The sequence below is a fragment of the Pseudomonas sp. A125 genome (assembly GCF_055409485.1).
In genome coordinates this window covers 312,220-334,638 of sequence record NZ_JBUZVP010000001.1, presented here as the reverse complement: position 1 = coordinate 334,638, position 22,419 = coordinate 312,220, and the positions used below count along the sequence as shown (strand labels likewise).

Here is a 22,419-nt window from a genome sequence, read left to right as displayed (position 1 = left end):
TGACTGCGAAGCGTTTTCTGCTGCGCATCAACAATCGGGCTGGAGAGTTTAATGGGTAGTTATCTGCATACTGGCACGATGCCTGGTTTTATCTATGCATGAGCCTCATCCGAACGTCTCCCGCAACAGCCCCGCAAATGCATCCCGCGCCAGGTGGCGTTGGGTGTCTTTGTGCCAGAACAGCAGGTTATCCACCGCCGCCAATTCGTCGAAGCGGTAGGACGTCAATTGGTTGGCCTGCTCGTAGCGCGCCAGGATGCCTTCCGGCGCCAGCGCCACCCCAATCCCCGCGCTGACGCAGCCTATGATCGTGCCCCAGCTGGCGTAGCTGGCGATGGCCGGCTTGATGTCGTGGGGCTTGAGCCAGTTTTCCAGGGCGGCGCGATACGGGCAGCCAAGCGGCCAGACCAGCAGCGTGCGGCCGGCCAGGTCCCGGGCATCTTCGATGGGCGCGCTGGAGGCGCTGGCGATCAGTACCAGGCGCTCGCTGTAGACCACGCTTTGTTCGAGCTTCGGGCGTTTGCCGCCGGCGGCCACCAATGCGGCATCGATGCGGTGGTGTTGCAGGTCGTCCAGTAGCTGGGCCCACGCGCCGGTTACCAGTTCCAGTTCTACCTGCGGATAGCGTCGATGGTATTCAGCCAGCAACGGTGGCAGGCGCCCGCTGGCGCTGGACTCTACCGCACCGATGCGCAGCTTGCCGCGGGGGATCGCGTTGCTGTCGACGGCACGCTTGGACTCTTCCACCAACGCCAGGATGCGTTCGCAGTAGTCCAGAAATACTTCACCGGCAGCACTGATCGCCAACCCGCGCCCGGCACGAATGAACAGCGGGGTGCCCAACTCGCTTTCCAATTGCTTGATGCGCGTGGTGATGTTGGACGGCACGCAGTGCAATTGCAGGGCGGCCTGGGCCACGCTGCCGGTTTGCGCCACGGCTTTCACCATTTTCAGTTGGGCCAGTTCCATTGCTCAGTTCCAGTGATTACAGAAGTCAGAAACGGTTAATTGTCCTGCGTCTTGCCGGGGCCAAGACTGGCAGCATTCCCACTGCTGGACGCCGTTCATGAAAGCCCCGTCACCCGTAAAGCTTACGCTAGTCACTGCCAGCGTCATCCTCTGTTGGGCGTATTCGCCGATTGGTGTGCATATGGCCTTGCACAGCTACAGCCCTGGCCAGTTGGCCTTGGGGCGGTTCCTGATTGCTTCGGTATTGATGGCCGGCGTCGCGTTGGTCATGAAAATCGAGCGGCCACGCCTGCGGGACCTGCCGTGGTTGTTGGTGCTGGGGTTCTTCGGGATTTTCCTGCACCACCTGACCATTAACTTCGGCCAGCAATTTGTCACGGCCGCCGCCTCCAGTGTGCTGGCGCAGTCGGTTCCGCTGTTTACCGTGATGGTGGCGTTTTTTGCCTTGAAGGAGCGGGTCACCGGCTGGCGCTGGGGTTGCGTACTGCTGGGATTGAGCGGGGTGTTGGTGGTGATCTGGGGCGAGCATGGCCTGGGCGAGATCGATCCCCGTGGCTTGATGATCCTGGTGGCGGCGTTGTCGTGGAGCTTTTACTTCACGATTCAGAAACACTATTCGCGGCGCTACAGCCCGCTGACTACCGTGTGCTACACCGTGTGGTCGGGCACTTTGCTGCTGTGTGTCTACTTGCCGGGCTTGCCGGCAGTGGTGTCGCAGGCATCAACCCAAGCCAACCTGGCGGTGCTGCTGCTCGGCGCCTTCCCCAGCGCTCTGGCGTACCTGGCCTGGGCCTATGTGTTGCGGCATGTGGAGGTCAGCCGCGCTTCAGTGGCGTTGTACCTGGTGCCGCCGGTGGCGATGGTGATGGCCGCCACACTGCTGGGCGAGCAGGTTTCGCTGCGCGTGGTGCTGGGGGGCCTGATCGTGCTGGCCAGTGTCGGCGCCATCAGCCTGGAAGGGCGCTGGCGCCGCAAACCTTCAGGGGGTCGCGGTGAACACCCGCAGGCGGTGACCGTCGGGGTCCTGGGCGACAAAGGTGTAACCGAAATCCGCCTCGACCGGTGATTGGATGATACTCAACCCGAGTTCGCCCCAGCGCGCGTGCAACTCATCGACCGTTGCCACGTCAGCGACGCAGAATCCCACCTCGCCACCACCAACCGTAGCCTGGGCCGCAGGCTCTACGGTGTGGCGCGACCACAGGCCGAGTTTCACGCCGTTGTCGAGGATAAACAACGCAAAGGTCGGCCCCAGCTCCACAGGCGGCTTGTCCAGCAGGTGGCTGTAGAGGTTGGCGCTGGTGGCGGGGCTGTCGACGTACAACAAAAAATACTGGGCAATGCTATTCATGATGACTCCCTGATAGTACGCGGCAATGGCGCGGCTCAGTCCCAAGTCTAAGGGGCTGTCCTGTCAGTTCATGTCAGGAGTCATCAAGCAAAGAGCAGACAGTTTCGCTGTCTGCTCTTTTTATTGCGTGCACCAATGTTGCGAGCTCTAAGGCTTGGACAAGGCCTGGTCTACCGCTGCGATCAGCTTTCCCAGATCCTTCGGGGTGGCTTTATGAATGACACCGAACAGATAAGCGCGCTGCTCCTCTTCGTCGACCAGGTCTGCGAAAAAGACTTTGAGCTTCACTCCCAGCGCCTCTGCGAACAAGAACAGAGCCTCGACGCTGGGTGTATAGGTGCCGGTTTCGAAGCGGCTGATGGTTTTAGGGTCAAAACCGGTTTTTTCACCTAGTTCAGCCTGAGTAAGCCCTGCGACCTTGCGGTAACGTCTGATGGCTGGACCCAAACTTGAAATGTGCATCGCTCAATTCCCATTTAGAATCAAGAACTTAACGATAAATCTTGAAATTAGACAACCGCATGTACCATCACCTTTTCTTGCAAAATGTGATGTAATTCGTAGAATTGGCATCTAGGACAAGTATTTGGTGGTCTCGTTTCAGGCGGCAGGTTTATGAAACAGGAAATCATTGCTTTCTCCTTGCTCTCATAAATGTGCCCAAAAAACGGACGCTTGGCAGGGACTGAAATGTCGCTCGTCAGTGCCACGCATCACTGCGCCCCACGTGCCGGATACCCGAATTCAAGCCTAGTTGATCATCACCGAACGGATGATGAATTGCTGTGCAAAATCGTGGGTTGCGTACCTTTGCGGCCAACCAGCCGATCGACGGCGCAGCCCGACTGGAAATACGAATCCGCCCGCCCTGCCTACCCGGTGGCCAAGCGCGTGATCGAATGCTGTCCATGGAGCTTTAACGTGCGTCTCAATTTGCCGGTCACTGCTGTTGAACAGACTTTTGGGGAGCAGCAACGGCTAATTTCCGCGACTGACATCAATAGCCACATTACCTACTGCAACGCCGAGTTTGCCGCCATGAGCGGCTTTACCCAGGCGGAGCTGATCGGCAGCACCCATAACCTGGTGCGCCACCCCGACATGCCGCCCGCCGTATTCCAGTTGATGTGGAGCTACCTCAAGGCCGGGCACAGCTGGATGGGCGTGGTGAAGAACCGCTGCAAGAATGGCAATTATTATTGGGTCAGTGCTTATGTGACGCCGATTCTTGAAGACGGACGGTTGATGGGCTACGAGTCGGTGCGGGTCAAGCCCACTCGCGAACAGGTGCGGCGAGCCGAAGCGCTGTACGCGCGCTTGCAGGCCGGCGGCGCGGCGGTCTCGCCGGTGCGGCGCCTGGCGTGTGCGGCCCAGGTCATGGCTTTGCCACTGGTGGCCGCCGCCGCCAGCCTCGCTGCCTTCCAATTGATTCCCGGCGTGTGGGCCCAAGCGTTGACCGTCGGCTTGTTTCTCGGTGTGGGCGTTTGGGGCCATCAACGCTTGGGCCTGCAGCTCAAGCGCATTGTGCAGGGCACACCCAACACCTTTTCCGACCCTATCAGCGCCATGACCTACAGCGACGCGCTAGGGCCGGCCGCGCAGTTGGAAATGATCCTGATCAGCGAAGAAGCGCGGCTTAAAACCGCCCTTACGCGACTCAGCGACCTGGCCAGTCAGATGGCTGAAGCTGCCGCTCATTCCAGCGTGCTGTCGAGCACCACCGAATCGGCGCTGCTGGACCAGCGTGCCGAGACCGACATGACCGCCGCCGCCATGACCGAGATGGCCGCGTCCATCGCCGAAGTGGCGGTGCACGTGCAACAAACCGCCAGTGAAGCCCACACCGCCAACACCCTCGCCGAGCAGGGCAGCCAGGTGGCCGGCACTTCCCGTGAGGCGATCCAATTGCTGGCCGGCACCGTCACCCAGATCAACCAGGCGGTGGGCAACCTCGCCGGGCAGACCCAGCAGATCCAGGTGGCCGCGAGCATGATCCAGGCGATCGCCGACCAGACCAACCTGCTGGCCCTTAACGCGGCCATTGAAGCGGCCCGTGCCGGCGAACAGGGCCGCGGCTTTGCGGTGGTGGCTGATGAGGTACGCGCGCTGGCGGGCAAGACGCGGGAGTCGACCCAGCAGATCCAGGGCATCATCCAGAACCTGCGGGCCGGCGCCGATGAGGCGGTCGAGATCGCGAGCCTGGGGATTCACGAAGCCGAGCAGGGCGTGCAACACGTGCTTGAGGCCCAACAGGCGCTGCAAGGCATTCGCCAGGCGGTGGAGCGTATTACCGACATGAGTCAGCAAATGGCTGCCGCCTCGCAGGAGCAATCCCACGTCGCCGAGGACGTTTCACAACAGATCAATAACGTTGCCGCCACGGTGCAAAAGACAGCGGGCACTGCCAACGCTGCAGTCACCCGTGGCCGGGAACTCGAAAGCATCTCTTCCGGGTTGCGCGCCCTGGTCGAGCGGTTCAACCGCTAGCCAAAGTGAGCCTGACTCATGGACGAGAAATACCGCAGGGCCGTGGATGCAGCCGCCATTTTCTCCGAGACGGACTTGGCGGGCTGCATCACGTATGTCAATGACCAGTTCTGCGGCGTGTCCGGCTACGGGCGTGACGAGTTGCTGGGGAAAAACCACCGGATCCTCAGTTCCGGGCTGCACCCTGAGGCGTTTTTCCAGGGCATGTGGCAAGCCATCAGCGAAGGCCGGGTGTGGCGTGGGGAAATCTGCAACCGGGCCAAGGATGGCACCCTGTACTGGGTGGACAGCACCATGGTGCCGCTGCTCGATGAACAGACCGGGCAGGTGCAGAAGTATGTGTCGATCCGCTTTGATGTCAGCGAAAAACGCCAGTTGTTGCACACCCTGCAATGGCGGGTCGGCCACGACGTGCTGACCGGCTTGCCCAACCGTGCCTATCTGTCCGAGTTGCTCAACCAATCCCTGGAGTTCTCCCGCAGCGAAGACATCCCGCTGGCGCTGTGCATGCTGGACCTGGACGGCTTCAAGGCGGTCAACGATGGCTACGGGCATGCCTGTGGTGATTTGTTGTTGGTGGAGGTGGCCACGCGATTGCGGGAGATCATTCGCGGCGAGGACGTAGTCGCCCGGCTCGCTGGTGATGAATTTGTGCTGATTCTGCGTTACGTGCGCGATATCGATGAGCTTAACGGCGCCTTGCTGCGCATTCTCAAGGCGATCTCGGAGCCGTACTCGATCCAGGGCGCGGAGCTGAACGTGTTCGCCAGCATCGGCGTCACGTTGTTTCCCCTGGATGACGAGGACGCCGACACCTTGCTGCGCCATGCCGACCAGGCGATGTATGTGGCCAAGCAGAGCGGACGCAACCGTTACCAGTTGTTTGATGTGTCCCTGGAGCAGGAGGTCAAGGCCAGCCACCAGACCGTAGAGCAGATCCGCCAGGCTCTGGCCGCTGGCCAGTTGTGCCTGCATTACCAGCCCAAGGTCAACTTGCGCTGTGGCACGGTAGTGGGGTTCGAGGCGTTGTTGCGCTGGCAGCATCCCGAGCGTGGCCTGGTGACGCCGGGGGACTTCCTGCCGCTGATCGAGCAGACCGACCTGATCGTCGACATTGGCGAGTGGGTGATCGCCCAGGTGCTGGCGCAGATGCACCGCTGGCAACTGCATGGGCACTGGTGGTCGGTGAGCGTGAACATCGCGGCGCGGCATTTCCAGCGCGAGGATTTTGTTGAACGGCTGCAAGGCTTGCTGGCGCAATACCCGCAGGTGGAGCCGCACCGGCTGGACCTGGAAATCGCCGAGTCGGTGGCCATCGACAATATCCAGCGCGTCACCCAGCACCTGGAGGCCTGCCAGGCGCTGGGCGTGCAGTTCTCCCTGGATGATTTTGGCACCGGCTATTCCTCCCTGAGCTACCTCAAGCGTCTGCCGACCCAGACCATCAAGATCGACAAGTCGTTTGTGCGCGACATCCTGCACGACAAGGACGACCTGGCGCTGACCAAGGCGGTGATTGGCCTGGCCCGGGCATTTGGCCGCGAAGTGATCGCCGAGGGCCTGGAAACCCTGGAGCACGGCCAGCTGTTGATGCGCATGGGGTGTGAAGTGGCGCAAGGCTATTTCATCGCCCGGCCGATGCCGGCGAGGGATGTGCCGGGTTGGGTGGAGGGATTTGCACCGCCGCTGCAGTGGCAAAAGCTCGAGTGATGTTTACTGTGGTGAGGGAGCTTGCTGTGGTGAGGGAGCAAGCTCCCTCACCACAGAGTACATCAGATGATCTTAAGGGGAGGGCGCGCTATTCCCGATATACAGCTGGATGATTTCATCAATCTCGCCGGACATTTTCATCCTTAATAACGTGCGCAGGATCTGCTGCCCCGGCACCTGCGGGTCATTGCGCACGTAACAACCCAGGCTCTGCTCCTCGATCACGGCCACCGTGTGCAGGCGCTGTGTAGGCGGTAATTGCTGATTGAAACGGTCGAGGATCCATTCGTTGATCACCGCGTACTTGAAACGCCCGGCCGCAAGCTTTTGCAGCACCTGTTCTTCACTGCGACTGTCGTCGCGAGCAAGCTGGCTGCTGGCGAAGCGCTGCTCCAGGGTCGGGTAGCTATACCCGAGCACCGTGCCGATGTGTTGCGGGGCAAGGCTGTCCAGCCGCACTGACAGCGGCGGCACGTGTGCAGTAGCCAGCACATTGCGTTGCACCATCAGCGGGATGCTCCAGGTGTAGTCGCCCGACAGGTTATTCAGCCACGCGGGTGTCACGTAGCAGCGTACGTCCACGGCGCCGCGCTCCATGGCGGTGTCGATGCGTGCACGGGGCAGTACATGGAATTTCGCGGGGCGCCCAACCTTGGTCGCCAGGCTCAACATCAGGTCATACAAAATGCCCTGGGTCGGTTGGCCCTGGTCGAGTTGCACCATGGGCATGGTCCAGCTGTCGGAAATGGAGAAACGCAGAGGTGCGGGCGCCGCCAGGCTGACCGTGGCAATCATCCACAAGGCGCCCAGGACTGCGCGCATAAACTCTCCGGGTTCAGCCTTTTATAGGCTTGGTTAGACCAGCTTAGTCAGATTAGACGAGCGTGCCGGATGCAATTTCCCCCTTGCTCCGCTAGCATTACCCGCTTCCGCTTCCCAGTTGCGACGGTTTTCGATGAGTTATCAGGTTCTTGCACGTAAATGGCGCCCGCGCTCGTTCCGCGAAATGGTCGGCCAGACCCATGTGCTCAAGGCTCTGATCAATGCCTTGGACAGCCAGCGGCTGCACCACGCCTACCTGTTCACCGGTACCCGCGGTGTGGGCAAGACCACCATTGCCCGTATCATCGCCAAGTGCCTGAACTGTGAAACCGGCATCACCTCGACGCCGTGCGGTACGTGCTCGGTGTGCCGGGAGATCGATGAAGGGCGCTTTGTCGACCTGATCGAGATCGACGCCGCGAGCCGCACCAAGGTCGAAGACACCCGTGAGCTGCTCGACAACGTGCAGTACGCGCCGAGCCGTGGCCGCTTCAAGGTCTACCTGATCGACGAAGTGCACATGCTGTCCAGCCACTCCTTCAACGCGCTGTTGAAAACCCTGGAAGAGCCGCCGCCCTATGTCAAATTCATCCTGGCCACCACCGACCCGCAGAAACTTCCTGCAACGATTCTGTCGCGGTGCCTGCAGTTCTCCCTGAAAAACATGACCCCGGAACGCGTGGTCGAGCATTTGACCCACGTGCTGGGGGTCGAGAACGTACCGTTCGAAGACGACGCGCTGTGGTTGCTGGGCCGCGCTGCCGACGGCTCGATGCGTGACGCCATGAGCCTCACCGACCAGGCCATCGCCTTCGGTGAAGGCAAGGTCATGGCCGCCGACGTGCGGGCGATGCTCGGTACCCTGGACCACGGCCAGGTGTTCGACGTGCTGCACGCGCTGATCGAAGGCGATGCCAAGGCGTTGCTCGAAGCCGTGCGTCACCTGTCCGAGCAAGGCCCGGACTGGAATGGCGTGCTCTCGGAAATCCTTAATGTGCTGCACCGCGTTGCTATCGCCCAGGCGTTGCCTGAGGGCGTCGACAACGGGCATGGCGACCGCGACCGCGTGTTGGCCCTGGCCCAGGCGTTGCCGGCCGAAGACGTGCAGTTCTACTACCAGATGGGCCTGATTGGCCGGCGTGACTTGCCGTTGGCGCCTGACCCGCGTGGCGGCTTTGAAATGGTCCTGCTGCGGATGCTGGCCTTCAGGCCCGCCGACACGGCGGATGCGCCGAGACAGCCGCTAAAGCCAGTGGGGATCAGCCAGGCCACAGTTGATTCCGCCAAACCAGTGGCTGGCCCGGCTGTTGTCGCGCCAGTGGTTACGCCGCCGGTGGCTGTTGCTCCGGCACCTGCGCCCGTTGTGGCAGAGCCTGCGGCACCTGCGGTTGTGCCTGAGCCGGTTATCGAGCCTGCGCCAGTGCCCGAAGTCGACCTGCCTTGGAATGCCCCGGCAGAGGCTGAAGTCGAAGCCGAGCAGCAGCCAGCCGTGGAGCCGGTGCTCGAAACCGCCGGCGAGCAGCCCGAGCTGACGCCAATGCCCACGCCCACTCCCGACAGCGTGGTGCCGGATGCCCCAGAGTGGGTTTCGGCCCCGGTGCCGGAGCCGACTGTCGCCCAAGTTGATGCCGCCACCCCGGGCACCGACCTCGACGACGAGCCGCCGCTGGACGAAGACTACATCGAGCCGGATATGGACTCGGCCTACAGCTACCTGGACGAGCTGGCCAGTGAGCACGCTGCCGAGCCCGCCCCGGAACCTGAGCCAGAACCGGCTGCGATGCCGGCCACCGGCCTGGCATTGCAATGGCTGGAGCTGTTCCCGAAACTGCCGATCTCCGGCATGACCGGCAGCATCGCCGCCAACTGCACGCTGATTGCCGTGGAGGGCGATCATTGGCTGCTGCACCTGGACCCGGCCCACAGCGCGCTGTTCAACGCAACCCAGCAGCGCCGGCTTAACGATGCCCTGAACCAGTTCCACGAGCGCACCCTGACCATCAGCATCGAGCTGATCAAGCCCGAGCAGGAAACCCCGGCCCAGGCGGCGTCCCGTCGCCGGGTCAACCGCCAGCGCGAGGCTGAAGAGTCGATCCACGGTGATCCGCTCATCCAGCAAATGATGCAGCAGTTTGGCGCGGTGGTACGTCACGATACTATCGAACCTGTAGAAGCCCCGGTTCAGGCGTAACACGCCGGGGCCAATAATTGATCCACGTACTTTTGAGGTGATTCCCATGATGAAAGGTGGCATGGCCGGCCTGATGAAGCAGGCGCAGCAGATGCAGGACAAGATGGCCAAGATGCAGGAAGAACTGGCCAACGCCGAAGTCACCGGTAAAGCCGGTGGCGATATGGTCAGCGTGGTGATGACCGGTCGTCACGACATCAAGCGCGTGAGCATCGACCCAAGCGTATTGCCAGGTGTGGGCGAAGACGACCTGGAAATGCTCGAGGCGCTGTTTGCCGCGGCCGTCAACGACGCTGTGCGCAAGATCGAAGCCAATAGCCAGGACAAGATGTCTGGCGTGACCGCTGGCATGCAACTGCCGCCGGGTATGAAGCTGCCGTTCTGATCGGCAAGCGCAGCACCGAAAATGCCAGGCCCCGCGCCTGGCATTTTTTTGGCCGGGTTTTTCCATACCCGTAGCAGCTGTCGAGCGCCAGCGAGGCTGCGTCGGCAGCGACTCGGTCCCACGTCTGGCATGAAAGCAGCGGTGCGGCTAACGTAGCCTCGCTGGCGCTCGACAACTGCTACGGGAGTTTTGTCGAACCCTGGGCCCTGTTTTGGGGTCTGCACCCTATACCGTTGAATTCAATCACCGATAGAAGGAGCCTCGCTGATGTCCGAAGCATTGACCCTCAACCAGCGCATCGTGCTGGTCTCACGCCCCCATGGCGCACCGGTGCCGGAAAACTTTCGCCTGGAGCGTGTCGCGCTGCCGGAGCTGGCCGACGGCCAGGTCCTGCTGAAAACCCTCTACCTGTCGCTGGATCCCTACATGCGCGGGCGCATGAGTGACGCGCCGTCCTACGCTGCCCCCGTGGAAATCGACGAAGTAATGACCGGCGGCGCTGTGAGCCGTATCGAGCAATCACGAAATCCAAAATTTGAGGTGGGTGATCTGGTGGTGGGTTCCACCGGCTGGCAGAGCCACAGCATTTCCGATGGGCGCAACCTGATACCGGTGCCCAAGGGCCTGGCCAGCCCATCCATGGCCCTGGGTGTGTTGGGCATGCCCGGCATGACTGCGTATATGGGCCTCACGGATATCGGCCAACCCCAGTCCGGGGAAACCCTGGTGGTGGCGGCGGCTTCCGGCGCGGTGGGCTCGGTGGTCGGCCAGGTGGCGAAGATCAAGGGTCTGCGGGTGGTCGGTGTGGCGGGCGGCGCCGACAAGTGCCGTTATGTGGTGGACGAACTGGGCTTTGATGCCTGCGTCGACCATAAGAGCGACAACTTTGCCGAGGAACTGGCCCAGGCTTGCCCCAAGGGCATCGATATCTACTTTGAAAACGTCGGCGGCAAGGTATTCGACGCGGTTGTGCCGTTGCTGAATGCCAAGGCGCGTATTCCGTTGTGTGGCCTGATCGCCGGTTACAACGCGCATGAAGCCCCCAGCGGCCCCGACCGGCTGCCTGCGCTGCAACGCACCTTGCTGACCAAGCGTGTGCGGATCCAGGGCTTTATCGTGTTCGACGACTACGGTGATCGCCAGCCGGAATTCCTCAGTGCCATGGCGCCATGGGTGCGCGACGGCAAGATCAAGTTTCGCGAGGACGTGGTGGAAGGCCTGGAACAGGCGCCTGAAGCCTTTATCGGTTTGCTGGAGGGGCGCAACTTCGGCAAGTTGGTGGTGCGCGTCGCACAAGATTGAGCATTTGACGCTAATCCGGGGCGCGGGTATAAACCGCGTCTCGTTGTTTTGTCGGACCTTTACCCATGAGCTTCAGCCCCCTGATTCGTCAACTGATCGACGCCCTGCGCACTTTGCCGGGCGTGGGCCAGAAAACCGCCCAGCGCATGGCGCTGCAACTGCTGGAGCGTGATCGCAGCGGCGGCTCCCGGCTGGCCCTGGCCCTGAGCCAGGCCATGGAAGGGGTAGGCCACTGCCGCCAGTGCCGTACCCTGACCGAGGAAGAACTGTGCCCGCAATGCGCCGACCCGCGTCGCGATGACACGCTGCTGTGCGTGGTCGAAGGGCCGATGGACGTTTATGCGGTGGAGCAGACTGGTTATCGCGGGCGCTACTTTGTGCTCAAGGGGCATCTGTCGCCGCTCGATGGCTTGGGGCCTGAGGCTATCGGCATTCCGCAATTGGTGACGCGTATCGAAGAGCAGGGCACCTTCGTCGAGGTGATCCTGGCCACCAACCCTACGGTGGAAGGCGAAGCGACGGCCCATTACATCGCCCAGTTGCTGGCCAACAAAGGCCTGATCACCTCGCGTATTGCCCACGGCGTACCGCTGGGTGGCGAGTTGGAACTGGTGGATGGCGGGACGTTGGCGCACTCGTTCGCCGGGCGTAAGCCGATCGCCCTGTAACAAACACCGCAGAACGACATGTGGGAGCTGGCTTGCCTGCGGTAGCATCACCTCGGTCTGGCTGAAAGACCGAATTGTTTGCATCGCAGGCAAGCCAGCTCCCACATTTGATTTCTACTGTTTGTCAGGCCGTCGACAAGCTTGCCCTGTGTCTTGATAACCGAGCAAGCGCTTGGTAAGTTCGCTCCACCTTCCCGTGGAGCTTGCCGATGTCTGCCTATCAGGAATACTTCGACCCCAGCCACCAATTGGTCCGTGACAGTGTGCGACGTTTCGTCGAGCGCGAGCTGTTGCCGGGCATCGAGCAGTGGGAGGAAGCCGAGAGCTTTCCCCGGGAGTTGTACCTCAAGGCCGGGGCGGCGGGGATTCTGGGGATCGGTTATCCCGAAGCCCTGGGCGGCAGCCACGAAGGCGACCTGTTCGCCAAGGTCGCGGCCAGCGAAGAGCTGATGCGCTGCGGCTCCGGCGGTGTGGTGGCGGGGTTGGGCTCACTGGATATCGGTTTGCCGCCCATCGTTAAGTGGGCCCGGCCTGACGTGCGTGATCGTGTGGTGCCACGGGTGTTGTCCGGCGAAAAGATCGCCGCCCTGGCCGTCACCGAGCCCGGTGGCGGCTCCGATGTGGCCAGCCTGCAAACCCGCGCCGTGCGCGACGGCGACCATTACCGGGTCAGCGGCAGCAAAACCTTTATCACCAGCGGCCAGCGTGCCGACGTCTACACCGTTGCGGTACGCACCGGTGGGCCAGGCTTTGCCGGTATCAGCCTGTTGCTGATCGAAAAGGACACGCCCGGCTTCACCACCGGCACCCCGCTGAAGAAAATGGGCTGGTGGGCCTCAGACACAGCCGAACTGTTCTTTGACAATTGCCGCGTGCCGGTGGGAAATCTGATTGGCGCCGAGAACATGGGCTTTGCCTGCATCATGGGCAACTTCCAGAGCGAGCGGCTGGCCCTGGCCTTGATGGCCAACATGACCGCGCAGATGGCCCTGGAGGAAAGCCTGAAGTGGGCGGCCCGGCGCGAAGCCTTCGGCAAACCCATCGGCAAGTTCCAGGTACTCAAGCATCGCCTGGCGGAGATGGCCACGGCGGTGGAAGTTTCCCGGGAATTCACCTACCGCCAGGCCGCCAAGATGGCCGCCGGCAAGAGTGTGATCAAGGAGATTTCCATGGCCAAGAACCTCGCCACCGACACTGCCGACCGCGTGACCTTTGATGCGGTGCAGATCCTCGGCGGCCAGGGTTACATGCGCGGCAACCTGGTGGAGCGGCTGTACCGCGACAACCGTATCCTGTCCATCGGTGGCGGGACTCGGGAAGTGATGAACGAGATCATCAGCAAGCAGATGGGCTTGTGAAGTGTGTCGCTTTCTCCGGCCCCATCGCGGGCAAGCCCGGCTCCCACATTTGATCGTATTCCAGTGTGGGAGTCGGGCTTGCCCGCGATGGGGCCGGACCGTTCGCCTCAAATTACTGATCGGTTAAGGCAAACTGCGTCAGGCAGAACGTTGGAATGCCCATGTCTTCCAGGCGCCGGGACCCGCCCAGCTCCGGCAGGTCAATGATCGCCGCCGCTTCGAAAATCCGTGCGCCCATACGTCGCGCCAGGTTGGCCGCCGCGATCAACGTACCGCCGGTGGCGATCAGGTCATCGAACATCAGCACCGAATCACCTTCGCACAGGCTGTCGGCGTGCACTTCCAGGAAGGCTTCGCCGTACTCGGTCTGATAACCCTCGGCCAGCACATCGGCCGGCAATTTGCCTTGCTTGCGGAACAGGATCAGCGGCTTGTTCAATTGATAGGCAATGATCGAACCGATCAAAAAGCCCCGCGCATCCATCGCACCAATGTGGGTGAATTCGGCTTCGACGTAGCGATGAACGAAGGTGTCGGCTACCAGGCGCAAGGCCTTGGGCGACTGGAACAGCGGTGTGATATCGCGAAAGATCACCCCAGGCTTGGGGAAGTCGATGACTGGGCGAATCAGGGATTTGATGTCGAACGAATCGAAGACCATCGTCGAAGAGTCCTGGGGCGGGAAACGGACTCCAAGTATACCTGCGGCCCAGCCGATTGGCTCGGCCGCAAGCGTCTGGATCAACCGTCGAGCGAGCCGCCAGCGAGTGCGCAGAGCTGGATCGGGTCGAGGATGTGCACTTCCTTGCCTTCGGCCGCAATCAACTCGTTCTGCTGGAAGCGGGTGAACACCCGGGACACGGTTTCTACCGCCAGGCCCAGGTAGTTACCGATTTCGTTGCGCGACATGCTCAGGCGAAACTGGTTGGCCGAGAACCCTCGGGCACGAAAGCGCGCGGAGAGGTTGACCAGGAAGGTGGCGATCCGCTCATCGGCGGTTTTCTTCGACAGCAGCAGCATCATCTGCTGGTCGTCACGAATCTCACGGCTCATCACGCGCATCAACTGGCGGCGCAATTGCGGCAACTGCAGGGCCAATTCATCCAGGCGCTCGAACGGGATCTCACACACCGAGGTGGTTTCCAGGGCCTGGGCCGATACCGGGTGAATCTCGGTGTCCATGCCCGACAGCCCTACCAACTCGCTCGGCAGGTGGAAACCGGTGATCTGCTCTTCGCCGCCATCGCTCAGGCTAAAGGTTTTCAACGCGCCAGAGCGTACTGCATAAACGGAGTCGAACTTGTCGCCCTGGCGAAACAGGAACTCGCCTTTTTTCAGCGGGCGACCGCGTTTAACGATCTCGTCCAGCGCTTCCATGTCTTCCAAATTCAACGAAAGTGGCAGGCAGAGGGGGGCCAGGCTGCAATCCTTGCAATGAGCCTGGCTATGAGCGCGCAGTTTAACTGGCTCGGACATTTCTTAAATCCTTGTGGGAAAACACACATAAGACGTAAGGGTACCGCACTGGGGGATGATCCGACCAGCATGTACAAAAAAGCAGCAACGGTATAAAGGAAGTTGTGTCGAGGCCGATACAAGGTTGTCACCCCACGAGCCGGAGGCTCAGATCATGCTTTCCATTGGCGCAACCAACCCTGCCATCGTTTCTTCGCTGACCGTGCCTGATGCGAAGAAAGACACTGCCGTAGACGATAAAGATACAGCGTCTGTTACCGATCCGGCCACCAACACCAAACCCCAGGGTTTAGTGGTGGACATCTCCGGGGCGGGGCTGAAAGCCTCCAAGGCGAGCACCAACTCCAACAAGGATATTGACGACAGCAACCTGAAAGACAACATCAAGCAGCTGTTGAAAATGATTCGCGAGATGAAAAAGCAGCTCGCCGAGAAGATGGCTCAACTCTCTGCTGCCATGGCCGACACTGCCATGAGCCCCCAGGCTCGGCGCGCCAAAGTAGCCTCCCTGCAGAGCGATGTGGCTGCATTGCAGTCCGGCTTGATGACTGCCCAATCGCAGTTGACCAAGGCCTTGAAAAACGAGTCGCCTGAGTCCCAGATGGAAGCGATGGCCCTGCTGGCGAAGTAACAGGCTCAGATCACTCGCGAAAATCGCTGCCGGTTCTGGTGCTCCAGATAGGCATCGAACACCATGCACACCGAGCGCACCAGCAGGCGCCCCGCCGGCAAGACGCGGATGCCCTGCGGGTTGAGTTCGATCAGGCCGTCCTCTGTCATCGCCTGCAACTGCGGCCAGATTTCGTCGAAATACCCGCGAAAATCGATATTGAAGGCCTGTTCGATCTTTTCGAATGCCAGGCTGAAATTGCAGATCAACTGCTGGATCACTTCCCGTCGCAGCCGGTCATCGGTGGTGCATAACAAGCCACGGCTGGTGGCCAGTTGCGCGCCGGCGAGGGCGTTCTGGTAGTGGTTCAGGTCGCTGCTGTTCTGGCAGTACAAATCGCCAATCTGGCTGATCGCCGACACCCCAAGCCCGATCAAGTCGCAGTGCCCGTGGGTGGTGTAGCCCTGGAAGTTGCGTTGCAGGGTGCCTTCTTCCTGGGCGATGGCCAACTCGTCATCCGGCAGGGCAAAGTGGTCCATGCCGATGTAGCGGTAGCCGGCCTGGGTCAACTGTTCGATGGTGGTTTGCAGCATCAGCAGTTTTTCGGCCGGGGAGGGCAAATCGTCGGTATTGATCCGCCGCTGGGGCATGAACCGCTCCGGCAGGTGTGCATAGTTGAACACCGACAGGCGATCCGGCTGCAGTTTGATCACTTCCTCCACGGTACGCGCGAAGTTCAGCGGCGACTGCTTGGGCAGGCCGTAGATCAGGTCGATATTGATCGAGCGAAATTGCAGGGTACGCGCCGCGTCGATCACCGCCCGGGTTTCTTCCAGGCTTTGCAGGCGGTTCACTGCGCGCTGTACGTCGGGGTCCAGGTCCTGCACGCCGATGCTGACGCGGTTGAAGCCCAGCTCACGCAGCAGGCCCATGGTCGCCCAGTCGGCCTCCCGTGGGTCGATTTCAATCCCGTAGTCGCCGGAGTCGTCGTCCAGCAGGTTGAAATGCTGGCGCAGCCGGCCCATGACCTGGCGCAACTCGTCGTGGCTGAGAAAGGTCGGGGTGCCGCCGCCAAAATGCAGTTGTTCCACCGCCTGCCTGGGGTCGAGGTGGCAGGCCACCAGCTGGATTTCCTGCTCCAGGCGTTGCAGGTAGGCATGGGCGCGGCCACGGTCCTTGGTGATGACCTTGTTGCAGGCGCAGTAGTAGCAAATGTTCGCGCAGAACGGCACATGCACATACAGCGACAGGGGGCGTGCGGCCTTGCGGCTTTCGCGCAGGGCGTGGAGCAGGTCGAAGGTGCCGACCTGGCTGTCGAATTGTACGGCGGTGGGGTACGAGGTATAGCGCGGCCCCGCCAGGTCGTAGCGGTGAATCAGATCAGTGTCCCAACGAATGGCGTCGAGCATGCGGGCGTTCCCCCGGATAGGCTAGTGGGCCGAGTCTAGGGGCTGCGTGCAGGGGGCATCTTGATTTGCATCAACGGGGAGCGGCGCTATGCCACATGGCCTTTTAATGGCCCATTAACCAGTGCTGGTGCGGGCCTGGCAGCGTCCACAGGCCAAACACAATTACCAGCAGGCCACCGGCCATGCGTACGCTGCGCATACGCAACAGCGCGGTGACACGCTCGGCCGCCAGCCCCGTGGCCAGCAGCACCGGCCAGGTGCCGAGGCCGAACGCGAGCATCAGCAGCGCACTGTCCAGCGCATTGCCCTGGCTGGCCGCCCACAGCAGAGTGCTGTAGACCAGCCCGCACGGCAACCAGCCCCAGAGCGCGCCCAGCAGCAACGCCCGGGGCAGGCTGGACACCGGCAGCAAACGGTTGGCGACCGGCTGGATATGGCGCCACAGGCCGCGCCCGAGGCTTTCGATACGGGTCAGGCCGCTCCACCAACCGGCCAGGTACAAGCCCATGCAGATCAGCAGCAGCCCGGCGAGGACGCGCATGAACATCGCCGCCGGGCTGTTGGCCACCGCCCAGCCGGCCAGGCCAATCAGCAGCCCGGCGGTGGCGTAGCTGAGGATACGTCCCAGGTTATAGGCCAGCAGCAGGCGAAAGCGCCGGCTGCGTTGCTCCTTGGGAATCGCCAGGGTGAGCGCGCCCATCAAGCCGCCGCACATGCCCAGGCAATGGCCGCCGCCGAGCAGGCCGAGGATCACCGCGGAGGCGAGCAGGGGCGCCAGTTCAAACATGGGGTGGGTCTTTTGGCTTGGGCGGTTGCTCAGGGCCGTTGGCTTCATCGACGGCGGCCAGGTGATTGGGGTCCTGGTCGTCAAACAGCACGCTGTGGGCCGGGCCGTCCAAATCGTCATACTGGCCGCTGTCTACCGCCCAGAAGAAGATGTAAATCGCAACGCCCACTAACAGCAGCGCCGCCGGAATCATCACGTAAAGAGCTGGCATCTGCACTCCATGCTCGCGCGGCTCATGCCGGCAGCGGGCGGGTTACGGGCGCGGTGCTCGCGGCTGGCGTGCTCGGCATGCGAGTCAGGCGCAGGGCGTTGAGCACCACGGTCAACGAACTGAGGGACATGCCGATCGCCGCCCAGATCGGGGTGATCCAGCCGAGGGCGGCAAACGGCAACATCAGGCCATTGTACAGCCCGGCCCACAGCAGGTTTTCAATGATTACCCGGCGGGTGCGCCGAGCCAGGCTAAAGGCTTGTACCAGGGCGTCCAGGCGGTTCGACAGCAGCACCGCGTCGGCGCTGGTCTTGGCCAGGTCGGTGGCCGAGCCCATGGCCACGCTGATGTCGGCGGCAGCCAGCACTGGCACGTCGTTGACCCCATCGCCGAGCATCAGCACCTTGCGGCCTTCCTTGTGCAACTGTTGCAGCATTTGCAGCTTGTCGTCGGGGCGCAGGCCGCCATGGGCTTCGTCGATGCCCAGCTCGCAGGCGACACTGGCGACCATCGGCGAACTGTCGCCCGACAGCAACAAGGTGCGCCAGCCGCGCGCCTTGCAGGCGGCGAGTAGGGCGGGTGCGTCACTGCGCAGGCGGTCATCCAGGACAAACCAGGCCAGGGCGCCCTCGGTGTCGCCCAGCAGCAGCCATTGGCCGGCTTCCTTCGGCGAGGCGGGGAGGGCGCAGCCGCTCAGTTCGCAGACAAAACCCGGCTGGCCAATGCGCAAGCGGCGTTTGCCAACGGTGCCTTCCAACCCCAAACCCGGGGTACTGAGCACCTCATGCGCCGCCAGCGGTGCACGGCCAAAGGCACGTGCAATCGGATGTTCCGAACGTTGCTCGAGCGCAGCCGCAAGGCTCAGGCATTCATCGCTGCCCAGCACGCCCAGCGCACGGATAGCGCGCAAGGCCAGGCGGCCTTCGGTGAGAGTGCCGGTCTTGTCGAAAATCACCGTGTCGATCTGGTTCAGGCCTTCCAGCACATGGCCGCGGGTCAGCAGCAGGCCGAGTTTGTGCAGGGTGCCAGTGGCCGCCGTCAGGGCAGTTGGCGTCGCCAGGGACAAGGCGCAAGGGCAGGTTGCAACCAGCATCGCCAACACAATCCAGAACGCCCGCGTAGCGTCCAGCTCCCACCACACCAGGCCGATTACCGCCGCGGCGATCAACGAGCACAACAGGAACCATTGGGCGGCGCGGTCGGCAATTTCCGCCAGCCGGGGTTTCTCCGCCTGGGCCCGCTCCAGCAGGCGCACGATGGCCGACAGGCGCGTGTCGTGGCCCAAAGCGCGAACTTCTACAGTCAGCGCACCTTCCACATTCAAGGTACCGGCGGTGACGGCATCACCGACCTGTCGCGGTTGCGGCAGGTACTCGCCGGTCAGCAGGGATTCGTCGATGCTCGACTGGCCATCGAGGATGATGCCGTCTGCCGGCAGCACCGCGCCCGGATGCACCAGCACCCGGTCGCCCAGGGCCAGTTCGTTGAGCAGGATACGTTCACTTTGGCCATCGGCACTCATGCGCAGGCACGACGCAGGCAACAGGTTGACCAACTGCGCAGTGGCCGCCGCAGTGCGTTCCCGGGCGCGGCGCTCCAGGTAGCGACCGGCCAGCAGGAACAGGGCAAACATGCCGACCGCATCGAAATACAGCTCGCCGGTGCCGGTGATGGCGGTCCAGATCCCGGCCAGGTAGGCGCCGCCAATCGCCAGCGACACCGAAATATCCATGGTCAGGTGGCGGGTGCGCAGGTCGCGCAGCGCACCTTTGAAGAATGGCGCGCAGCTGTAGAACACGATGGGCGTTGTAAGAAACATCGCGACCCAGCGCAGGATCACGTGCAGCTCCGGGCTCAGGTCGATGTTGAATTCCGGCCAGGTGGCCATGGTGGCCATCATCGCCTGGAACCACAGCAGTCCCGCCACGCCCAGTTGACGCAAGGCCCGGCGGTTTTCGCTGGCCAGTTGCTCGGCGGCCCGGTCGGCTTGATACGGGTGGGCGGCGTAGCCGATGTGGCGCAACTCGCCGAGCAGTTGGCTCAGTGGCAGCTGCCCGTCGGCCCAGCGCACGTGCAGGCGGTGGTTGGACAGGTTCAGGCGCGCCTCAGCCACGGCGGGCAGGCTGCGCAGGTGTTTTTCGATCAGCCAGCCACAGGCGGCGCAGCTGATGCCTTCCATCAACAGCGTGGTTTCCGACAGGTCACCGTCGTGGCGTACGAAGGGCTTTTGCACGTCCGCACGGTCATACAGCGCCAGCTCATCAGCCAGTTGCACCGGCAATTCCTCGGGGTTGGCCGAGGCTTCGCTGCGGTGCTGGTAATAGCTTTCCAGGCCACCGGCGACAATCGCCTCGGCCACCGCCTGGCAACCCGGGCAGCACAGTTCGCGGGGCTCTGCGAGGATCACGGCGGTGAACCGGCTGCCGGACGGGACGGGCAGGGCGCAGTGGTAGCAGGGCGTTGGGGTGGTCATGGTTTTGGATCTGTGTCGGCTGGAAGGGCCTCATCGCGGGCAAGCCCGCTCCCACAGGGAAATGCATTCCAAACGTGGGAGCGGGCTTGCCCGCGATGCGCGAAGCGCTGCGTTTACTTTTTCAGGTCTTCAGCACCCTGCAACGGCTCGTCGCCCAGCAGCAAGTCCTTGTCATGGCTGACCTGTTCTTCTTCAAACATGCGCCAGGTCCGGTCGCCTTCCACGCCCAGCAGTTCGACGAAGCGGCGGCCTTCGACCTTGTCGGTCACCTGGCCAATATAGCGGCCCGGTTCGCTGTCGCTGCGGGTCAGGATGATCTTGCGGTCCTTCTCCGGCTGGGTGGGTGAAATCAGGTTCAGTTCCAGGGTGCCTGGCCCGCTGTTGCCGCTCAGGTGCAGTTCGACTTCGCCGGTCAGCTCATCCAGGTGCACCTTGGCGCGCAGTTGCAGGGTCTGCGCCAGCAGTTCGCGGTCCAGGGAGCGGTTGATGCCTTTGCCGGCCTCGTAGTAGTTATCGTTGACCAGGTTGTCGGGGTTGTTCACCGCGATGGTCACCATGGACAAGGTCAACGTCACCGAGCAGGCCAGGATCCCAATGATGATCCAGGGCCAGAGGTGCTTGTACCAGGGGCTTGCGGCAGTTGCTGCGGGCATTGTTGTGCTCTCTGTTAGCGAATTTGAGGGCCGATGAATCGGCTCTTGGCTTCAATGTGGACGCTGTCGTCATCGGCATCCTTGAGGGTGAATTTCACCTCGTTGGTACTCGACGGAAGTTGTTCCGGTGCGCTCGACAGCTCGACCGGCATGCTGAAAATTTCCCCGGCAGCCACCTTGATCTCGCGCCGGCCTTGCAGCTTGAGGTCCGGCAGGCCCGAGGCGTCGAGCAGGTAAGTGTGGTCGCGCTGGTCCTTGTTCATGATCTTCAGGCTGTAGACGTTTTCGATCCGGCCCTCGGCGTTTTCGCGGTACAGCACGCGGTCCTTGCTCACGTCGAAACCCACCAGCGAGCGCATCAAAAACGCGCCTGCGAGCAGGCCCATCATCGCCAGCAGCACCAAGGCATAACCGATCAGGCGCGGGCGCAGCTTGTGGGTTTTCTGCCCCGATAAATTGTGCTCGGTGGTATAGCTGATCAGGCCGCGGGGGTATTCCATCTTGTCCATGATGTTGTCGCAGGCGTCGATGCAGGCCGCGCAGCCGATGCATTCGATTTGCAAGCCGTCGCGGATGTCGATGCCGGTGGGGCACACCTGCACGCACATCGTGCAGTCGATGCAATCGCCCAGGCCCTCGGCCTTATAGTCGATGCCTTTTTTACGCGGGCCACGAACTTCGCCACGGCGCGGGTCGTAGGAAACGATCATCGTGTCCTTGTCGAACATCACGCTCTGGAACCGCGCATACGGGCACATGTAGATACATACTTGCTCACGCAGCCAGCCGGCGTTGCCGTAGGTGGCGAGGGTGAAGAACCCGACCCAGAAGTACGACCAGCCATCGGCCTGGCCGGTGAAAAAGTCGAACACCAGCTCACGAATCGGTGAAAAGTAGCCGACGAACGTCATGCCGGTGACAAACCCGATGATCAGCCACAGGCTGTGTTTGCTGAGTTTGCGCAGGAATTTGTTGGCACTCATCGGCGCCTTGTCCAGCTTGATGCGCTGGTTGCGGTCGCCTTCGGTGACCTTTTCACACCACATGAAAATCCACGTCCACACGCTCTGCGGGCAGGTGTAGCCGCACCAGACGCGCCCGGCATACACGGTGATGAAGAACAGGCCAAACGCGGCGACGATAAGGATGCCCGAGAGCAGGATGAAATCCTGGGGCCAGAAGGTCGCGCCAAAAATGAAGAATTTACGCTCCGGCAGGTTCCACCACACGGCCTGGTGGCCACCCCAATTCAGCCACACGGTGCCGAAGTAAAGGAGGAACAAACCGGCACCGCCGAGCATCCGCAAATTGCGGAACAACCCGGTGAAGGCGCGGGTGTAGATTTTCTCTCGCGATGCGTAGAGATCGACGCTGTTATTCGAGTTTTTGGCAGGCGGGGTAACGTTCTGTACCGGTATCTGGTTGCTCATCATTGCATCCCACGGCGGTGGAGATTTGCCTCGGCCAGTACGTGCCAGCCGGGGTCAAATTGGGGGTGTTGCAGTGGCGCAATGATACGCCCCTGATCCCTCTCAACGGGTGCGACCTTTGGTCGCG

21 protein-coding genes and 1 pseudogene are annotated in these 22,419 nt (G+C 62.0%); 10 read left to right on the top strand and 12 right to left on the bottom strand.

Annotation, left to right across the window (positions count from 1 at the left end):
- Window positions 1–105: 105 nt before the first annotated feature.
- The gene (locus tag ACZRN6_RS01560) at window positions 106–969 is read right to left on the bottom strand and encodes a LysR family transcriptional regulator (RefSeq protein WP_322143930.1); all 864 of its coding nucleotides are present in this window, start codon (window positions 967–969) and stop codon (window positions 106–108) included.
- A 97-nt stretch (window positions 970–1,066) separates the two neighbouring features.
- On the opposite strand from ACZRN6_RS01560, the gene ACZRN6_RS01555 reads away from it, so the two are divergent.
- Entirely contained in the window at window positions 1,067–2,035 is a 969-nt protein-coding gene (locus ACZRN6_RS01555; protein WP_464007058.1) for a DMT family transporter, read from the top strand.
- Here ACZRN6_RS01555 and ACZRN6_RS01550 read toward each other — a convergent pair.
- Window positions 1,949–2,320: a VOC family protein gene (locus ACZRN6_RS01550; protein WP_464007057.1), complete on the bottom strand. Its 372-nt coding sequence runs from the start codon at window positions 2,318–2,320 to the stop codon at window positions 1,949–1,951. The genes ACZRN6_RS01555 and ACZRN6_RS01550 overlap by 87 nt on opposite strands.
- 147 nt (window positions 2,321–2,467) lie before the next feature.
- Window positions 2,468–2,782 carry a helix-turn-helix domain-containing protein gene (locus ACZRN6_RS01545; protein WP_003219061.1) on the bottom strand — a complete coding sequence of 105 codons (315 nt, stop codon included), beginning with the start codon at window positions 2,780–2,782 and terminating at the stop codon, window positions 2,468–2,470.
- A 192-nt stretch (window positions 2,783–2,974) separates the two neighbouring features.
- On the opposite strand from ACZRN6_RS01545, the pseudogene ACZRN6_RS01540 reads away from it, so the two are divergent.
- The 3 genes and pseudogenes from ACZRN6_RS01540 to ACZRN6_RS01530 form a co-directional block, all read left to right on the top strand.
- Window positions 2,975–3,568: pseudogene (locus ACZRN6_RS01540) on the top strand (PAS domain-containing protein); the annotation flags it as partial.
- Window positions 3,566–4,807 (top strand): methyl-accepting chemotaxis protein, encoded by a 1,242-nt coding sequence (locus ACZRN6_RS01535; RefSeq protein WP_464007163.1) that lies wholly within the window; start codon window positions 3,566–3,568, stop codon window positions 4,805–4,807. The pseudogene ACZRN6_RS01540 and the gene ACZRN6_RS01535, both read left to right, overlap by 3 nt.
- Before the next feature lie 18 nt (window positions 4,808–4,825).
- Window positions 4,826–6,517: a putative bifunctional diguanylate cyclase/phosphodiesterase gene (locus ACZRN6_RS01530; protein WP_322143933.1), complete on the top strand. Its 1,692-nt coding sequence runs from the start codon at window positions 4,826–4,828 to the stop codon at window positions 6,515–6,517.
- A 72-nt stretch (window positions 6,518–6,589) separates the two neighbouring features.
- Here the strand turns inward: ACZRN6_RS01530 and ACZRN6_RS01525 are convergent, their stop codons facing one another.
- Entirely contained in the window at window positions 6,590–7,339 is a 750-nt protein-coding gene (locus ACZRN6_RS01525) for a substrate-binding periplasmic protein (protein WP_464007056.1), read from the bottom strand.
- Between the two features lie 133 nt (window positions 7,340–7,472).
- On the opposite strand from ACZRN6_RS01525, the gene dnaX reads away from it, so the two are divergent.
- The 5 genes from dnaX to ACZRN6_RS01500 all read left to right on the top strand — a co-directional run bounded on the left by dnaX (window position 7,473) and on the right by ACZRN6_RS01500 (window position 13,243).
- Window positions 7,473–9,530, top strand: a complete 2,058-nt coding sequence (gene dnaX, locus ACZRN6_RS01520) for a DNA polymerase III subunit gamma/tau (protein WP_322143935.1) — start codon at window positions 7,473–7,475, stop codon at window positions 9,528–9,530.
- Window positions 9,531–9,576: 46 nt separating this feature from the next.
- On the top strand, window positions 9,577–9,915 hold the full coding sequence (locus ACZRN6_RS01515; protein ID WP_322143936.1) for a YbaB/EbfC family nucleoid-associated protein: 339 nt from the start codon (window positions 9,577–9,579) through the stop codon (window positions 9,913–9,915).
- Between the two features lie 267 nt (window positions 9,916–10,182).
- Entirely contained in the window at window positions 10,183–11,217 is a 1,035-nt protein-coding gene (locus ACZRN6_RS01510) for an NADP-dependent oxidoreductase (protein ID WP_322143937.1), read from the top strand.
- A 65-nt stretch (window positions 11,218–11,282) separates the two neighbouring features.
- Complete coding sequence (gene recR, locus ACZRN6_RS01505) at window positions 11,283–11,885, top strand: recombination mediator RecR (RefSeq protein ID WP_322143938.1); 603 nt, start codon at window positions 11,283–11,285, stop codon at window positions 11,883–11,885.
- Between the two features lie 209 nt (window positions 11,886–12,094).
- Complete coding sequence (locus tag ACZRN6_RS01500; RefSeq protein ID WP_464007055.1) at window positions 12,095–13,243, top strand: acyl-CoA dehydrogenase family protein; 1,149 nt, start codon at window positions 12,095–12,097, stop codon at window positions 13,241–13,243.
- Between the two features lie 112 nt (window positions 13,244–13,355).
- Here ACZRN6_RS01500 and ACZRN6_RS01495 read toward each other — a convergent pair whose 3' ends face one another.
- Together ACZRN6_RS01495 and fnr are read right to left on the bottom strand one after the other, a co-directional pair.
- Window positions 13,356–13,904, bottom strand: a complete 549-nt coding sequence (locus ACZRN6_RS01495) for an adenine phosphoribosyltransferase (protein ID WP_177045721.1) — start codon at window positions 13,902–13,904, stop codon at window positions 13,356–13,358.
- 80 nt (window positions 13,905–13,984) lie between these two features.
- Window positions 13,985–14,719, bottom strand: a complete 735-nt coding sequence (fnr, locus tag ACZRN6_RS01490) for a fumarate/nitrate reduction transcriptional regulator Fnr (protein WP_003219044.1) — start codon at window positions 14,717–14,719, stop codon at window positions 13,985–13,987.
- 154 nt (window positions 14,720–14,873) lie between these two features.
- On the opposite strand from fnr, the gene ACZRN6_RS01485 reads away from it, so the two are divergent.
- Complete coding sequence (locus ACZRN6_RS01485) at window positions 14,874–15,350, top strand: hypothetical protein (RefSeq protein ID WP_322143940.1); 477 nt, start codon at window positions 14,874–14,876, stop codon at window positions 15,348–15,350.
- 5 nt (window positions 15,351–15,355) lie between these two features.
- Here the strand turns inward: ACZRN6_RS01485 and hemN are convergent, their stop codons facing one another.
- The 6 genes from hemN to ccoG form a co-directional block, all read right to left on the bottom strand.
- Window positions 15,356–16,738, bottom strand: coding sequence for an oxygen-independent coproporphyrinogen III oxidase (gene hemN, locus ACZRN6_RS01480; RefSeq protein WP_322143941.1), 1,383 nt, complete (start codon window positions 16,736–16,738; stop codon window positions 15,356–15,358).
- Between the two features lie 103 nt (window positions 16,739–16,841).
- On the bottom strand, window positions 16,842–17,525 hold the full coding sequence (locus ACZRN6_RS01475; protein WP_464007054.1) for a sulfite exporter TauE/SafE family protein: 684 nt from the start codon (window positions 17,523–17,525) through the stop codon (window positions 16,842–16,844).
- Window positions 17,518–17,736 (bottom strand): cbb3-type cytochrome oxidase assembly protein CcoS, encoded by a 219-nt coding sequence (gene ccoS, locus ACZRN6_RS01470; protein ID WP_322143943.1) that lies wholly within the window; start codon window positions 17,734–17,736, stop codon window positions 17,518–17,520. The genes ACZRN6_RS01475 and ccoS overlap by 8 nt, the downstream gene beginning before the upstream one ends.
- Before the next feature lie 22 nt (window positions 17,737–17,758).
- Entirely contained in the window at window positions 17,759–20,209 is a 2,451-nt protein-coding gene (locus ACZRN6_RS01465) for a heavy metal translocating P-type ATPase (protein ID WP_322143944.1), read from the bottom strand.
- Between the two features lie 113 nt (window positions 20,210–20,322).
- Complete coding sequence (locus tag ACZRN6_RS01460) at window positions 20,323–20,862, bottom strand: FixH family protein (protein ID WP_322143945.1); 540 nt, start codon at window positions 20,860–20,862, stop codon at window positions 20,323–20,325.
- A gap of 14 nt (window positions 20,863–20,876) precedes the next feature.
- The gene (gene ccoG / locus ACZRN6_RS01455; RefSeq protein ID WP_464007053.1) at window positions 20,877–22,292 is read right to left on the bottom strand and encodes a cytochrome c oxidase accessory protein CcoG; all 1,416 of its coding nucleotides are present in this window, start codon (window positions 22,290–22,292) and stop codon (window positions 20,877–20,879) included.
- Window positions 22,293–22,419: the final 127 nt, after the last annotated feature.

Coding starts and splice junctions, on each gene's coding strand:
- ACZRN6_RS01560 (WP_322143930.1), bottom strand. CDS start 969: ATGGAACTGGCCCAACTGAAAATGGTGAAAGCCGTGGCGCAAACCGGC.
- ACZRN6_RS01555 (WP_464007058.1), top strand. CDS start 1,067: ATGAAAGCCCCGTCACCCGTAAAGCTTACGCTAGTCACTGCCAGCGTC.
- ACZRN6_RS01550 (WP_464007057.1), bottom strand. CDS start 2,320: ATGAATAGCATTGCCCAGTATTTTTTGTTGTACGTCGACAGCCCCGCC.
- ACZRN6_RS01545 (WP_003219061.1), bottom strand. CDS start 2,782: ATGCACATTTCAAGTTTGGGTCCAGCCATCAGACGTTACCGCAAGGTC.
- ACZRN6_RS01535 (WP_464007163.1), top strand. CDS start 3,566: ATGGGCTACGAGTCGGTGCGGGTCAAGCCCACTCGCGAACAGGTGCGG.
- ACZRN6_RS01530 (WP_322143933.1), top strand. CDS start 4,826: ATGGACGAGAAATACCGCAGGGCCGTGGATGCAGCCGCCATTTTCTCC.
- ACZRN6_RS01525 (WP_464007056.1), bottom strand. CDS start 7,339: ATGCGCGCAGTCCTGGGCGCCTTGTGGATGATTGCCACGGTCAGCCTG.
- dnaX (WP_322143935.1), top strand. CDS start 7,473: ATGAGTTATCAGGTTCTTGCACGTAAATGGCGCCCGCGCTCGTTCCGC.
- ACZRN6_RS01515 (WP_322143936.1), top strand. CDS start 9,577: ATGATGAAAGGTGGCATGGCCGGCCTGATGAAGCAGGCGCAGCAGATG.
- ACZRN6_RS01510 (WP_322143937.1), top strand. CDS start 10,183: ATGTCCGAAGCATTGACCCTCAACCAGCGCATCGTGCTGGTCTCACGC.
- recR (WP_322143938.1), top strand. CDS start 11,283: ATGAGCTTCAGCCCCCTGATTCGTCAACTGATCGACGCCCTGCGCACT.
- ACZRN6_RS01500 (WP_464007055.1), top strand. CDS start 12,095: ATGTCTGCCTATCAGGAATACTTCGACCCCAGCCACCAATTGGTCCGT.
- ACZRN6_RS01495 (WP_177045721.1), bottom strand. CDS start 13,904: ATGGTCTTCGATTCGTTCGACATCAAATCCCTGATTCGCCCAGTCATC.
- fnr (WP_003219044.1), bottom strand. CDS start 14,719: ATGTCCGAGCCAGTTAAACTGCGCGCTCATAGCCAGGCTCATTGCAAG.
- ACZRN6_RS01485 (WP_322143940.1), top strand. CDS start 14,874: ATGCTTTCCATTGGCGCAACCAACCCTGCCATCGTTTCTTCGCTGACC.
- hemN (WP_322143941.1), bottom strand. CDS start 16,738: ATGCTCGACGCCATTCGTTGGGACACTGATCTGATTCACCGCTACGAC.
- ACZRN6_RS01475 (WP_464007054.1), bottom strand. CDS start 17,525: ATGTTTGAACTGGCGCCCCTGCTCGCCTCCGCGGTGATCCTCGGCCTG.
- ccoS (WP_322143943.1), bottom strand. CDS start 17,736: ATGCCAGCTCTTTACGTGATGATTCCGGCGGCGCTGCTGTTAGTGGGC.
- ACZRN6_RS01465 (WP_322143944.1), bottom strand. CDS start 20,209: ATGACCACCCCAACGCCCTGCTACCACTGCGCCCTGCCCGTCCCGTCC.
- ACZRN6_RS01460 (WP_322143945.1), bottom strand. CDS start 20,862: ATGCCCGCAGCAACTGCCGCAAGCCCCTGGTACAAGCACCTCTGGCCC.
- ccoG (WP_464007053.1), bottom strand. CDS start 22,292: ATGAGCAACCAGATACCGGTACAGAACGTTACCCCGCCTGCCAAAAAC.